Source organism: Nostoc sp. (genome assembly GCF_036919555.1).
In the GTDB taxonomy this organism is placed as follows: Bacteria; Cyanobacteriota; Cyanobacteriia; order Cyanobacteriales; family Nostocaceae; genus Nostoc.
This window is the reverse complement of sequence record NZ_JBALCS010000049.1, coordinates 1-12,768: the sequence shown is the minus strand read 5'-3', so window position 1 is coordinate 12,768 and position 12,768 is coordinate 1. Positions and strand designations below refer to the sequence as shown.

The window sequence follows — 12,768 nt, the reverse complement described above, 5'->3', positions numbered from 1 at the left end:
CTGACGACTTGTGATCACGACATCTCAAGCGAAGGGGTGCTTAAGGATCAACTTAACTATAGGCGATCGCTTACCCCAATCTCAGGTTCAATCCTTTTCACCGTTGGTCTTTCGGATTTTCAGCCAGCGATAAGGCGATCCAAGAAAACGTTTTGCATTAAGCTGTCACTTAATTGCTGGCATTTATAGTTATGACCTTGAAAATGCCAGTCAACTTTTTGACAATTTGTTCAACGGATCTAATCTACCACAAAACTTCTTTGCAAGAGGTCTACTGTTAACTTTGCCAACCCCAACTAGGGGTTGGTTTCTCATGATTACTATGCTTGCTTTTTAAGTGATTTTCCCTGTTAATAGTTTGCAGTAGGGAAAATGCAAGAACTTATTAAGATGTTTTATGCACCATGAGCGTAATGTAGTTTTATTAATTACCCACAGTGGTGATTACTTTACAATAGATAGAGTTGCCCAAGCCCTTACAAGACGAGGCGCACAGCCATTTCGGCTCGACACCGATAAATTTCCGATGACAGTCAAACTCCAGGCTAATTTTAGCAACTTTGGCAGCAATCATAGACTAGAATATGGCGATCGCTCCTTCAATACAGAGCAGGTGCAAGCAGTATGGATGCGACGTATTTGGCAACCTGAGTTGAGTAAAGAATTGGCTCCAAAATTTCAAGCAGCCTGCACTGGAGAATCATTGGCCGCCTTAGATGGCTTTTGGGATAGTCTCAGAGAAGCTACATGGGTGGATGATTTACAACGGATTAATGCAGCTGAAAACAAGTTATGCCAACTGCGGGTTGCATCAGAAGTCGGTCTTGTTATACCTCAGACTCTTGTCACCAATAATCCTCAAGAAACACGAGAGTTTTTCCACCGAGTCAAGGGAAAAATGGTTGCTAAACTCCTCAGACCTCTTTCTTACAGTATGGAAGGCTCCTCTTTTTTTATGTATACTAGCGTAGTTAAAGAAGAAGATTTAGTTGATGCCGAGACACTGCGCTATTGTCCAGTTGTGTTTCAAGAACAAATCCCCAAACGGCAAGAACTACGGGTGGTGTATGTAAATGGCAAGCTGTTTGTCGGAGCATTAAACGCATCAGCTTATTCAGCCTCTACTGAAGACTGGCGACGTGCGACAAAAGAGGCTTGTGTGTGGCAACGCGATGAATTACCTGATGAAATAATCCGTTGTCTCCATGCCTTTATGGCAAAATTTGGGCTGGTTTTTGGAGCGTTTGACTTCATCCAAACACCATCAGGGGAATACGTTTTTTTGGAAGTTAACCCTACAGGAGAGTGGGGAATGCTGGAGAGAGATTTGGACTATCCGATTGCGGAAGCGATCGCAGATGCACTACTCTCAACAAGTGCCCAGCGATAACTTTGCCCCTGAAAAATTTAAAATTCGGCAGTTAATATGACTGTTTTAATCATTACCCACAGCGAAGACAACGAAAGTATCCCCTTGGTAATTCAGGCAATTGAGGCTGAAGGAGGGAAAGCATTTCGTTTTGACACAGATCGATTTCCTACAGAAGTACAACTAGATGTTTACTACGGTGCAACTGAGCAAGTAATTCTCTCGGCAGATGACCAGAAGCTAGATTTGAGTGAAGTATCCGCAGTTTGGTATCGACGCATCGCCATTGGGTCAAGGATTCCCACCACGATGGATAAGCAAATGCGACAAGCCTCCATTCAGGAATCTCGCGTTACTATTCAGGGAATGATTGCCAGCATTCAGGGGTTTCATCTTGATCCCCTGCCAAATATCCGTCGAGCCGAAAATAAGCAACTCCAACTACAAGTAGCAAGGAAAATAGGTCTAGATACTCCACGCACCTTAACGACTAACAACCCACAGGCAGTAAAGCAATTCGCCCAAGAGTGTAAGCAGGGTATGATTACTAAGATGCTCTCTTCCTTCGCCATCTACGACGAGCAAGGGCAAGAAAAGGTCGTATTTACAAATCCAGTAACATCTGAGGATCTCGACAACCTTGATGGACTGCGTTTTTGCCCAATGACGTTTCAAGAGAAAATCCCCAAAGCTCTGGAACTGCGGACAATTATTGTCGGTAGGCGTGTGCTGACGGCTGCTGTTGATTCGCAAGCTTTGGATAAGGCGCGTTACGACTGGCGCAAACAGGGAATCGCCTTACTCGACGCTTGGCAGCTTTACACCTTACCCCAAGATGTGGAAGATAAACTGCTCAAACTCATGGCAGAATTTGGTTTGAACTACGGAGCGATTGATATCATTTTAACTCCAGATGGTCGTCATATATTCCTTGAAGTGAACCCAGTTGGCGAGTTCTTCTGGCTGGAACGCACTCCAGGCTTACCGATTTCTCAGGCGATCGCACAGGTTCTACAGAAATAAAAGAACCTCACCCTGGTTTTGCTTGTGCAAAACCTGTCCCTCTCCTTGGTAAGGAGAGGGATGTGCGTCAGGACAGGGTGAGGTTTTTGTTTACTTTCTTTGTATCCCTAAAGGAACGTAGATTAATCTCTAGCTTCCCTCTCCTTTATAAGGAGAGGGATTGAGGGTGAGGTAAGCCAGGGACATAAATTGTATGTTATTTAATTTTTATCCCTAAGTTGAATTACCAGCCAAGCTCCTCCAGAAGATATCAATAAGAACGGTGTGAACCAATCACCCCAACGCACATATAAAGTCTTTGTCTGTCGCCGATAAATTGTTTCAGCATGAGTTTCGTAGGTATTATATCCAGATATCCACAAGGTTCTACCGTGAGGATCTACAAAGGCTGAATATCCGGTATTAGTTGCCCGTGCTGACCATCGATCAGTTTCAATTGCCCGCATCATATCCTGTGCATGGTGCTGAAATGGCATGGATGCAGTGTAATGGGCATCGTTGGAAGAACTGAGGATAAATTGCCCACCCGCCGCAGCTTGACGACGAAATTGCTCAGGAAAAGCAGATTCATAACATATACTAGCGATCGCCCGACCAAAAGGGGTGTCAAATACCTGATTTGCGGAACCAGGAACTTGGTGTGCATCCAAAGGCGACAAGCGTTGAATTATCCCGCCTAAAATTCCTTCAAAGGGAATATATTCCCCCAGAGGTACCAGTTTAGTTTTATCGTAGCGGCTGACAATTTCACCTTTATTATTGAAAGTAAACAAACTAATTGTATAACTGTCTCCCCGTTCGCCAAAAGCTCCAATCCAAGCAACTACACCTTTTAGTTTCACGGCTGCGACTAAGGCAGTTCCCAGCAAGTCACGCTGGAAAATAGGTAAGGCTCCTTCTGGGGTGAGGACTGCATCTACACCTTGATCTGCTAAAGTTAGATATCCATTGGTGTAATTTTCTTGGGCACGACGAAACCCTTCAGAACTTCGTAAAAGTCGGTTCGGGATATTACCCTGAACAATCCCCACTTTCAAGGCTGTTTCTGGCGGTTGGGCGATCGGACGGCTATATAAGATAAAACCAATCAGGTGTAAGCTAATTAATAATCCTGTGGCGATAACCCAGTATTTATTAACAAACCGCAGAGGCGCAGAGGACACAGAGGAAATCTTGGCGGACTTGGCATCTTGGCGGTTCGTCCATCCTTCAGCAATTAAGCCATTCACAGCAACTATTGCTGCTGTCACAGTATTAGGCCCAGAGAGTTGGCCCAGATGTAAAATCACGAGATTGTGTGGACTTTGGGTGTAAGCAAGGGAACTCCACCACAGAGGGCCAGCACTCCATAGACTTTCTAAGCCGCACCAGACGGCTGTACCAATTAATATACGTAGCCACGATTTTTGTCCACCTAGGCGAACCATTACAGCCGCCCAAATAGCTACGAATACCCCTCCCAATACACTGAGAAATCCCCAACAAAAAAGGGTAATTGCCAAACTTGGCAACCAAGGAACGCCCAACCATGTCATCGGATGAATTCCGGTAATCCAAAATAAGGCGACACCGTGATAACCGATACCCCAGAGGAAAGCTGGAGGGAATTGGTTTTTGCTTTTGGCTGAAGTGACAACTAGTACCCATAAAGGGACTAAGGCAATCCAAGCCAAAAACCATGCACCTACTGGGGCTACGGTTAGCCCCATTAAAATGCCGCTAGCTAAGGTAATTAAATAAGGGAGTGAGGAAGTTAACCTCTCCCCCTGCTTTTTACTCTGCTTCTTCTGCATCGACAGCATCAGGTGGAACTATTGCCACTCCGGTAATAGCGTCATCTTCATCTAAACGCTGCACTCTGACTCCAGTTGCCGATCGCGATTGGATAGAAATCGCATTCAACGCTTGACGGATGATAATACCGCGATTTGTCACCATCATCATTTCATCGTCATCGTCATTTATAATGCGTAACGTTGCCAGCTTGTCTTTGTTTTTGCGGTTTTTGAACTTGGTTGCCATTAAACCCTGACCAGCACGATTTTGCAGCCGGAACTGGGCAACTGGTACGCGCTTACCATATCCTGCCATTGTAATTACTAATACCCAAGGACCAATACTGCCATTGCTAGGAACTTCTGGGGATTCTTCACTAATTTCGATAGTTTCGAGAATTTCGATATCTTCTGTTTCGACTGCTTCGATTATTTCGATATCTTCAATTTCGACTTCTATTTCTGTATCCAAAGTGGCAAGAATTGCTGCGGGGAGAATATCCATACCCACGAGTTCATCTTTATTTTTGAGTTTCATGGCTTTCACCCCACGAGTCGCCCTACTTAAAGGACGCAATTGTTCGTGGTTGCACCGGAAGTGAATTGCCATCCCGTGACGAGAACCAATGATTACGCTGTCTTCTGCTTTAGCGCGTCGCACCCAGCGGAGTTGGTCGCCTTCTTCTAAGGAAATCGCAATCAAGCCATTGGCGCGAATGTGGCTAAACGCTGCCAATTCGGTTTTCTTGATATTGCCGCCTTTGGTGAGCATAACCAAATATTCTTCTTTGCTAAACTCGTCAACGGGTACAATCGAGGTGATTTTTTCCTCTTTAGGAATGGGTAGCATTTGAACAATTGGTGTCCCGCGACTGGTACGCGAACTCACTGGAATTTGATACGCTCTCAGGCAGTAAACGACACCACGCTGGCTAAAGAATAAAATACTGTCGTGATCGCAGCAAGTCAAGAAATGCTCAACGGTGTCATCATCTTTCACCTTAGCTGCGGCTTTACCTCTGGTAGCACGGCTTTGCGCTTCAAAGGTATTGACTGGCATCCGTTTGATGTAGCCTTGCTCTGTAACCAGAATTATTGCTTTTTCATTGGCAATTAGGTCACGATCATCTAATTCCCCTTCCCCTGGTAAAATCACCGTGCGACGGGGTGTGGCGAAGCTAGTTTTCAGTTGCCCAACTTCGGTTTCAATGATTTCCAGCACTCTCTCCCGACGTGCCAAGATATCTTGCAAGTCGGTAATCTTCGCTTGCAATTCATCGTGTTCCAGACGAATTTTGTCTGCTTCTAAGGCAGTCAACCGCCGCAATTGCATCTGCAAAATCGCATCTGCTTGCACTTCCGAGAGTCCGTAAGTTGTGATCAGTTCGCCTTTAGCTGTGGGCGCATCTGGAGCATGGCGAATCAAAACAATAATTGGATCTAACTGGGACAGGGCAATCAATAACCCTTGCAGGAGATGGTCGCGTTCCTCGGCTTTCCGCAGTTCGTAACGGGTGCGTCTGGCAATGGATTCGATCCGGAAATCCAAGAAGACGCTTAAGAACTGCTTGAGGGTGAGTACTTGGGGTTCGCTATTCACCAATGCCAGCATATTCGCCCCAAAGTTGGCTTGCAGTGGCGTTTGCTTGTAGAGGTTGTTCAGAACGACGCGGGGATAAGCATCACGCTTGAGTTCGATCACAATTCGCATCCCGTCGCGATCGCTTTCATCCCGGATATCTGCGATGCCTTCTAGACGCTTCTCGTTCACCATTTCGGCGATTTTTTCAATTAGCGCCGCTTTGTTGGTTTGATAGGGCAATTCGGTGATGATAATTGCTTCTCTATCTGGGCGTCCGCGCTGTTCAACGGTTTCAATGTTAGCTACACCACGCATGGTAATGGAACCACGCCCAGTGGTGTAAGCTTCTCGAATGGCAGATGTCCCCAAAATCTGCGCCCCAGTCGGAAAGTCTGGGCCGTGGACATACTGCATTAATTCGAGATCGGTGATTTCTGGATTGTGGATTACAGCCACCAAAGCATCAATCAATTCGCCCAAATTGTGGGGGGGAATGTTCGTGGCCATACCCACGGCAATTCCAGAGGAACCGTTGAGCAATAACTGCGGAATCCGTGCTGGTAAAACTGTGGGTTCTTGCTGGGAACCGTCGAAGTTATCGGCAAAGTCTACAGTTTCTAATTCGATGTCGTGGAGTAGACCAGCACTAGTTAAAGCTTGCAAGCGGCATTCTGTGTATCGCATTGCGGCTGGCGGATCGTTATCTACCGAACCAAAGTTACCATGTCCGTTAACTAAGGGCGATCGCATCGAAAAATCCTGTGCCATCCGCACCAAGGCATCATACACTGCCGTGTCGCCGTGGGGGTGATATTTACCTAATACTTCCCCCACCACACGGGCGCATTTCTTAAACGGGCGATCGTGGAGCAGACCTAGCTCGTGCATTGCGTAGAGAATGCGACGATGCACAGGTTTTAGACCATCCCTGGCATCTGGCAACGCCCGACCCACTATCACGCTCATGGCGTATTCCAGATAAGACTGCGACATTTCGGTTCGCAAGTCTATCGGGATAATCCTCTCCTGTGAGGTTGTCATAACCTAAAAATCTCCAAAAATCGTAGATTTTAGCTTTTTTACTCAACAAAGCGCAAAATTATTCTAAATTACTCTTGAATAATTGCTATATTTTGATACAATCCTAGCATATATTGCCTTATTTTGCCTGGATCGCTAACCCAAATATCTAGCAAATAAATAGTATAATAAATCACAATCAAAAAGCTTTTAGCAAGTTAACAATAATAGCAATAAACTAAAAGCTTGCTGAGTGCAAATTTACCTAACTTAAAACATTATGGGATAAATTTAAGATAGCAATCTAAATTAGCTTTGTAAGCTTTTACTTTTATAACCGTAATTTACTAAAAATTCTGAGGATCTGATGACTTTCCAACAACTACAAATAGGTGACTACTTTCGGATACCTGGTATGAGTGACCGTTGCATATATAGAAAGGCTAGCAGTTTACATTGCAACTTAAATACTTTATTACAGCCAATTCGAGCAGAAATAAAAGTTACACCGCTTACTCCCGCAGAAATTACTAACTATTTTGCGCTCAAGCAAGAGTTCCTTCAAAGTCTCAGGCAATAAAGGTTTGATGAAATCAGAAGCCACATTTACAAGGGAGAGAAGTATGGGTAATTCACTGAATCATCTTTGGTCTACAAAGAGCGATGTCTCCGACGGGCTACGCCTACGCCTTTCTTACCCACCTCTGTGTGAAATTAAGTCCCAAGATAGTGTGTATTCACTCTAGAAGAGCTTAAGCTTGGCATATAAGTTTGGGGAAATAGTAATGAATAAGGAAACAGTTCCTAGTCAAGCTGAAAAATCGAATCCAGAAGGTGATGAATCGCAATTAAGTCCAGAGGTACTGGACAAAATAAAACACCCTGCGAAAATTGACGATGTTATCCGGGAGCAATCGGTAGAAGAACGTAAAACTAACCCAGCTTTAGTACCGGAAATGATTGATGAACCAAATTAGGTAAGGTTGCTTTATCTCCCCTCTCCTTAGTAAGGAGAGGGGTTGGGGGTGAGGTTTCAAGAGGTGCTTCACTCTTATTGGCAAATGCTATAATCCATTGATCTGTACCTTGTTTTTTCCAAAAATAACTTTATAAATCTCACCTAAACTAGATGCGTATATTCCTCTTTGCCCATCTCTAACTTAGTGTGTTTTAGTATAATTATGAATATTTTGCTAGTTTTTTCAATCCAATCCCCAATTGCTGCTCTAATGTAACACCACAGAATATTTTCACGTAAAGGAGAGCAACTTTTGGCAGCAGTCCGAGTCCGCCAGCATGTTAATCCACTTGGTAAAAAGTATCAAACACCAGCAAGTCCCCTTGACTGGGAAAAAATTTATGCAAAGCCAAATCAACCATTACATTTAGATATTGGCTGCGCTAAGGGACAGTTTTTGGTGAATATAGCCAAGATAGAACCCAACTGGAATTATCTAGGCTTGGAAATTCGGGAACCTCTGGTGGTGGAGGCGAATAAGTTGCGTTCTGAGTTGGCTTTAACAAATCTGCATTACTTATTTTGCAATGCGAATAATTCCTTGCGTAGGCAAAGCCCGCCGCAGGCATCGCTTTTATCTTCGCTCCCTCCAGAAAGTTTACAACGCGTTACAATTCAATTCCCCGATCCTTGGTTTAAAACCCGCCACGCTAAACGTCGTGTAGTCCAACCAGAACTAGTCGCAGAATTAGCTAATTATCTTGCGGTTGGTGGAGTTGTATTTCTGCAATCAGATATGGAATTTGTCGCGGTAGAAATGCGCGATCGCTTTGCTGAAAATCCCGCTTTTCAAAGAGTTGGTACAGAAGAATGGTTAGCCGAAAACCCCTTACCAGTCCCCACAGAACGGGAAATAGGTACGCAAAAAAAGGGTAAACCTGTTTATCGGGCTTTATTTGTCAAGCAATAAGTTGTAAATAAAGGGTAGTGATAGTATAGGACTAGTATTTGATTTCTGAAAAGATACGTAGGGTGTGTTAGCGACAGCGTAACGCACCATCATCAAGGGTTTGGTGCGTTACGAACTGCGTTCTAACACACCCTACAATACCTAATTTTGTTCAAACATCAAATATGATTCCTATATAAGCATCTAGTGCTATAAACGCCAAATTTTACTTGACATATGTTTAATATCATGTTCGCCAGATTACCCATAATAAAAGAACCCCACCCCCAACCCCTAAGAGCTCTTCGGGAGGCGAGACAAAGCATAGCTTTGGCGGGGTGGGGTTCTTCGGGTTTAATAAGTAATCAAGCGGACATGATATAAGACGTGTACCATTACACGTACCTCGGAGGTGGAGTGTCTCCGACTCTGCTCAATTTCAGTCGTGGTTTAAATAAGAGTCTGAAATTGTCTAAAATGTTTGAATGCGTGAATTTTGAATTGTTAACTGAAGTGTATTTTCATTAGAGATTACCTGCCAGTTGGGAATAATTTTGGGACATAATCATTATAGTTAATGACCATAATTATCGAAATATTCAATTTGCATTAGTATACAAGAGTATATGGCTTGATTAACTGATATATGCTTTTCCTCAAAAATCGGATATTTCAAAACTTATTTTTTAGTGACATAAAAGTTTTATTTATGTCTAATTGAGAATCTTAACAATAGAGTTAGTAGCTTTCCTTTTTTCTAAAATGAGGACATAGTTAGGCAATTTGATTCAGTCTTTAAGTCTAAAAATGTCAATATTCAGAGGAAAATCAACATGGAAAGGAAGTATAACGGTCAACTTGAAATTAACGATCTAATTGATGATGCCGTCAAAAATGCGGTGGAACGACGGAACCAAGGTTTAGATTCAGAAGATGCTTTGTCTGATGAGGAAATGAAAAGCGTTGCAGGTGGAACAACTTGTAATGTTATTAAACCTCCACTCCCTATTAAACTTCCACCCTTTATTGTGACAGGAATCGTAGCATTACCATTTCCAGAGGCAACCGTAACCGTTTTGTCATAAAGGTTCTCTTCCTCGGAGGCTCAATTGATGGAAGAATTTGCTGCTGATAAACCTACACTTTGTCCCAGTGCTAGACCAGAATCTGTGGATGGTTTTGTCTTTGGCGTAGTCGGTGGGACAGTGACAGAACCTCGTGTAGCTTATCTCAAAAAGCCCCAACCGATCACGGATGAACTAATAGCAAAAGCTAGTCCAATCACACCTGCCGAAATTTTTCGGACGGCGGCACCTTGTGCTACTAAAGGTTGTCAGCATTTTGATGGACAAGATTGCCGTCTAGCAATGCGAATTGTAGAAAAGTTACCTGTAGTGGCAGAAGAACTACCACCCTGTTCCATACGCCGAGATTGTCGGTGGTGGCAGCATGAAGGCAAGGCAGCTTGTATGCGTTGTCCGCAAGTTATTACAGATAACTACAACGCATCTGAGCTAGCAATTGAGGTGGCAACACCGATTTTTGGTTAAGCCAAGCTAGGTCTGTAATTAAATAATTTCAGGAGGAAATCATGTCTATAGAAAATGTTCAAGCCTTTTATGTAAGAGTGGCAAATGATGAAACATTCCGCGCTCAACTTCAAGATATTCCAAGTAAAGATGAAGCTAGTCGAATAGTCAATGATGCTGGCTATGATTTCACTCAGGAAGAGTTTGAAGAATATACGACTCAATTATTGGAGTCAACTACTAGTGAGGGTGAACTCAGGGATTTAGATGAAAAAGAATTAGAAACCGTTTTTGGCGGGTTTACTGGAAAATATGGCGCACAGCCATCATGTTTTAAGTGGTGGTGGCCATCACCTAAGCCACAGCCATTGTATGGAGTTGTTCAGCCACTGTATGGGGTTGTTGCTCAGTAATCCGTTGTGTTTAAGTAATTTCGGGAGGAAATCATGTCTGTAAAAAATGTTCAAGCTTTTTATGCAAGGCTAGCAAGTGATGAAGCTTTCCGCAATCAAATGCAAGGAGTGACAAGTAAAGATGAATGTAGCCAAGTTGTCAAAGATGCTGGCTACAATTTCACCGAGGATGAGTTTGAAGAATATACGGCTCAATTGTTGGAGTCAACTGCTGGCGAGGGTGAACTCAAGGATTTAAATGAAAAGGAACTAGAAGCCGTTTTTGGTGGGGTTTCATCAATTACTGGGAAGTCTACTATTATACTACGGCCGCTATATGGACTTCCTGTTTTGTCACCTATTGATTGTCCGCATAAGTCACCTGGTTCCCAGCTTGCGTATGGAGTTATTCAGCCAGATTTTCTTACTTAGATAACAGTTTAGGTTTATGGGGACGGATAGGGATATATTCGTCCTTTTCTCAAGAAATTAATTGAGGGTATTCTAATGACTTATCGCCGAATTAGTTATGCAGTTTGGGAAATTACATTAAAGTGTAATCTAGCTTGCCAGCACTGCGGTTCTCGCGCAGGACATACAAGGGCGAACGAGCTTTCTACAGCAGAAGCCCTTGATTTAGTTAGACAAATGGCGGAAGTTGGAATCACAGAAGTAACCATAATTGGTGGTGAAGCATTTTTGCGTCCTGACTGGCTAGAGATTGCCCAAGCAATTACCAAAGCTGGGATGCTTTGTGGTATGACGACTGGGGGTTATGGGATCACTTTGGAGACAGCACACCGGATGAAGGAAGCTGGAATTAGTGTGGTATCTGTCTCAGTTGATGGCTTAGAAGCAACTCACGATCGCCTCCGTGGTAGACAAGGCTCCTGGCAATGGGCGTTTAAGACTATGAGCAATCTAAAACAAGCTGGTATACCCTTCGGTTGCAATACTCAAATCAATCGTCTCTGTGCACCAGAATTCCCGCGAATTTACGAGCATCTGCGCGACGCTGGCATCTTCGCTTGGCAAATTCAGTTGACTGTACCAATGGGGAATGCCGCAGATAATAGTGAAATTCTGCTGCAACCTTATGAACTACTAGATGTATATCCGATGATTGCTTGTGTTGCCCAACGCGCAAAGCGAGAAGGGGTGCAAGTACAGCCAGGAAATAATATTGGCTACTATGGGCCTTATGAACGAATGCTGCGGGGAGAAGGAGATGCTTGGACTTTTTGGCAGGGGTGCAATGCTGGATTGTCTTCTTTAGGCATCGAAGCCGATGGTGCGATCAAAGGTTGTCCCTCACTGCCTACCACGGCATACACTGGCGGTAACATCCGGGACTATTCACTGCGGACAATTATTGAAGAAACTGAAGAACTACGGTTTAATCTCGGCGCTGATACTCCTAAAGGAACATCACACTTATGGGGTTTTTGTAAGACTTGTGAATTTGCTGAACTTTGTCGTGGTGGTTGCAGTTGGACTGCTCACGTTTTCTTTGATAAGAGAGGTAACAATCCTTATTGTCATCATCGCGCCCTCACTCAGGAAAAACGCAGTATCCGGGAGCGCGTATATCTCGAGCGTCGTGCAGATGGGAATCCCTTTGATAACGGCGAGTTTGGGCTAATTGAAGAACCGATTAATGCCCCTTGGCCTGAAAACGATCCGCTTCACTTTACTAGCGATCGCATTCAATGGCCAGAAGGTTGGGAAGAAGAACCAAATCTAGCACCATCTTTAGCTGCTTCTAGTAATTAAAAACCGCAAAAGACCATTTCTATGAATAATATCTCTACTGACTCTATCCCTTCAGAAAATACGACTATTCCTGACTCTCAAGCAACCCTATTAGCTCGTTCAGGTTGGAATAGTCAATTAGCTTATTTGAGAGTTATTTTTCGAGCAAAAAAGGCTTTAGACCGAATTGAGAAGGAAGCTGGTATTTTGAGAATTGAAAACTGAATAATTTCAAATAGGACTTACGCAAAATTACACGCGTTCAGGGGCAATTCATGAATTGCCCCTAAGAAGAAAATCACGCTTTTGGCTATTGTTTATGTAAGTATAGCAACCGCCAAGGTGGTTTGGGCATAAACTAGAAGTAGTCCCTTTCGTTATCCTGCAAAACGCGATCGCTGTAAATATGCCCAAACCCT

13 protein-coding genes are annotated in these 12,768 nt (G+C 43.7%); 11 read left to right on the top strand and 2 right to left on the bottom strand.

Annotation, left to right across the window (positions count from 1 at the left end; genetic code table 11):
- The first annotated feature begins 397 nt into the window (after positions 1-397).
- Together V7K36_RS14570 and V7K36_RS14565 are read left to right on the top strand one after the other, a co-directional pair.
- Positions 398-1,390: an MvdC family ATP-grasp ribosomal peptide maturase gene (locus V7K36_RS14570; protein WP_335116800.1), complete on the top strand. Its 993-nt coding sequence runs from the start codon at positions 398-400 to the stop codon at positions 1,388-1,390.
- Positions 1,391-1,426: 36 nt separating this feature from the next.
- Positions 1,427-2,392, top strand: coding sequence for an MvdD family ATP-grasp ribosomal peptide maturase (locus V7K36_RS14565; RefSeq protein WP_335116798.1), 966 nt, complete (start codon positions 1,427-1,429; stop codon positions 2,390-2,392).
- A 200-nt stretch (positions 2,393-2,592) separates the two neighbouring features.
- Here V7K36_RS14565 and lnt read toward each other — a convergent pair whose 3' ends face one another.
- A complete protein-coding gene (lnt, locus tag V7K36_RS14560) occupies positions 2,593-4,185 on the bottom strand; it encodes an apolipoprotein N-acyltransferase (RefSeq protein ID WP_335116796.1) in 1,593 nt (530 codons plus the stop codon).
- The gene (gene gyrA / locus V7K36_RS14555; protein ID WP_335116794.1) at positions 4,166-6,790 is read right to left on the bottom strand and encodes a DNA topoisomerase (ATP-hydrolyzing) subunit A; all 2,625 of its coding nucleotides are present in this window, start codon (positions 6,788-6,790) and stop codon (positions 4,166-4,168) included. Before gyrA ends, lnt begins: the two co-directional genes overlap by 20 nt.
- A gap of 346 nt (positions 6,791-7,136) precedes the next feature.
- Between gyrA and V7K36_RS14550 the strand changes: the two genes are divergently transcribed.
- The 9 genes from V7K36_RS14550 (at position 7,137) to V7K36_RS14510 (ending at position 12,574) form a co-directional block, all read left to right on the top strand.
- Entirely contained in the window at positions 7,137-7,349 is a 213-nt protein-coding gene (locus V7K36_RS14550; RefSeq protein ID WP_335116792.1) for a hypothetical protein, read from the top strand.
- Positions 7,350-7,554: 205 nt separating this feature from the next.
- Positions 7,555-7,746 carry a hypothetical protein gene (locus V7K36_RS14545; RefSeq protein WP_334945191.1) on the top strand — a complete coding sequence of 64 codons (192 nt, stop codon included), beginning with the start codon at positions 7,555-7,557 and terminating at the stop codon, positions 7,744-7,746.
- Positions 7,747-8,040: 294 nt separating this feature from the next.
- A complete protein-coding gene (trmB, locus tag V7K36_RS14540; protein ID WP_335116790.1) occupies positions 8,041-8,697 on the top strand; it encodes a tRNA (guanosine(46)-N7)-methyltransferase TrmB in 657 nt (218 codons plus the stop codon).
- 812 nt (positions 8,698-9,509) lie between these two features.
- Positions 9,510-9,761: a hypothetical protein gene (locus V7K36_RS14535; protein WP_335116788.1), complete on the top strand. Its 252-nt coding sequence runs from the start codon at positions 9,510-9,512 to the stop codon at positions 9,759-9,761.
- Between the two features lie 27 nt (positions 9,762-9,788).
- The gene (locus V7K36_RS14530) at positions 9,789-10,226 is read left to right on the top strand and encodes a nitrogen fixation protein (protein ID WP_335116786.1); all 438 of its coding nucleotides are present in this window, start codon (positions 9,789-9,791) and stop codon (positions 10,224-10,226) included.
- Between the two features lie 41 nt (positions 10,227-10,267).
- The gene (locus V7K36_RS14525) at positions 10,268-10,618 is read left to right on the top strand and encodes a Nif11-like leader peptide family natural product precursor (protein ID WP_334829651.1); all 351 of its coding nucleotides are present in this window, start codon (positions 10,268-10,270) and stop codon (positions 10,616-10,618) included.
- 33 nt (positions 10,619-10,651) lie between these two features.
- A complete protein-coding gene (locus tag V7K36_RS14520; RefSeq protein WP_335116784.1) occupies positions 10,652-11,029 on the top strand; it encodes a Nif11-like leader peptide family natural product precursor in 378 nt (125 codons plus the stop codon).
- Positions 11,030-11,104: 75 nt separating this feature from the next.
- Entirely contained in the window at positions 11,105-12,370 is a 1,266-nt protein-coding gene (locus V7K36_RS14515) for a nif11-class peptide radical SAM maturase 3 (RefSeq protein ID WP_335116782.1), read from the top strand.
- A gap of 21 nt (positions 12,371-12,391) precedes the next feature.
- The gene (locus V7K36_RS14510) at positions 12,392-12,574 is read left to right on the top strand and encodes a hypothetical protein (protein ID WP_335116779.1); all 183 of its coding nucleotides are present in this window, start codon (positions 12,392-12,394) and stop codon (positions 12,572-12,574) included.
- Positions 12,575-12,768 lie beyond the last annotated feature (194 nt).